1 protein-coding gene and 1 pseudogene are annotated in these 1,541 nt (G+C 50.9%); both read right to left on the bottom strand.

Going from position 1 to position 1,541, the window contains the following annotated elements; genetic code table 11:
* Positions 1-211: hypothetical protein (locus tag EJP87_RS16165; RefSeq protein ID WP_130472878.1), on the bottom strand; the 211-nt coding region annotated here is incomplete at its 3' end.
* Positions 208-1,541: pseudogene (locus EJP87_RS18120) on the bottom strand (hypothetical protein); the annotation flags it as partial. The pseudogene EJP87_RS18120 and the gene EJP87_RS16165, both read right to left, overlap by 4 nt.

Genomic DNA, 1,541 nt, shown 5'->3' on the forward strand with positions numbered 1-1,541 from the left:
TGCAGGTGATTTCCTTTTCCGTCAGTTGCCTGCGGAACGGTTTGTAAAGCAACCAGGTTTTGATCTCGTCTCTGCGAGCCTTCATCTCCGCCAGGGTGGATTCTGGAATTTTGTTTCGCGTGGAGATCCTCGGCTGCCCTTCTTCGTCCAGGTAGGGGACAACGCCATCCCGGTCGAGGTCCGCCATGAAAGTTTCGATGTCTGTACTCATAGGGGGAAGTCCTCGATGCAGGCGGCATCATCGTCGGTTGGCGTATGGTTTCTTTGATTTTGAAGATTGTTTTTAGCCGTATACGTAGAAATGTCACATGCGGTATGTGGCCCTATAGGTATATATTGATCTCTGACATTTTCCGCGTATTGGCTAAAAAGATCCTTAGATTCCAAAGAAACCATGAGGTGGTTGGTGTCCACTGACCCACCGATCTTAACCTGTGATATACGCCACCTTTCAACACTTTTCTTGTTTCCAGTCTTTTCCGGTATGTGAATCTTAAAACCATTCTCAACTCTTTCCCTGTGCCGTCTGATATACCACCCCAGTGATCTGGCGTTGATATTCCCCTTGGAGTCTCCAGCAACATCGACCAGGGCGTCGAGCAGGCTAGTGTCTGGATCAGGCGTGCCGTTTATGTTCCAGGCGTTTGGTTGGGGGAAAGCCAAAAGCTTGGCGTGAGAAATTAAGGTTGCTACTGTCACCTCCTGCGACTTAAAAGCATCCCACCAAGCCGACAAGAAATTGCCAAGATTGATGCGCACCGGATCAAACTCTTCAATGTCCTGGCGGGTCTGGCAAACATCCGGCTGGCCACACCAAACCAACGCATCACGCACCACGCGGGCCCACTCCTCGAATCGCCCGAATGGAGGCAACCCGGTGGATGGCCTGCCCGCCTTGGCGTATGCCCTAATGATTGTCAGGGCAGCGACAACCAAGCGGTTTCTGTTTTTGGGGATCCATGATTTCAGGTTGCGCCGGAATCGCCGCTCTTCAGGCCGCTCAATACCAGGGTCAATACTGATCATGATGACGCGAGTGGATAAATCGCCACGAACGGTCAGGTTGTTTCCTGTGGCCATCCAGGTAACAGATGTTGGCACGACCACATCCCTTGATTCGCCAAGGATTCGATCTTTCAGTGTTTCCTCAGACAGAACAGAGCAAAGTGTTGGGGAACCGATAGCGTTCTCGACGTTGTCGATCAGGGCGATAGAGTCACCGCTCAGGAGAAACGATAAGATAGCCTTGCGCTCTTCAGTTTTGTCTGTGTTGTGGGTGATGGCTGGTGCCGTTTTTCCTGTTGCGATCAAGGCCACAACGTTGGCCAACAAGCTTTTTCCGCTCCCCATTTTCGGAGCGGTAAAGATGAACATGGGAGCAGTCCTGAGCGAGCGCCGTACCAGTGCAGTCAGGATCGCTGCAATGGTCGCCGCTTTATGATGTGGTTCGCGAAACGGAAACTCTGCAATAACTGTTTCCAGCAATTTCAGTGCATTAATGGCATCATCATGTGATGGTTGATCAGGTATACTAGAATATT

It is taken from the genome of Candidatus Magnetaquicoccus inordinatus, assembly GCF_004217665.1.
Taxonomy (GTDB): Bacteria; Pseudomonadota; Magnetococcia; order Magnetococcales; family Magnetaquicoccaceae; genus Magnetaquicoccus; species Magnetaquicoccus inordinatus.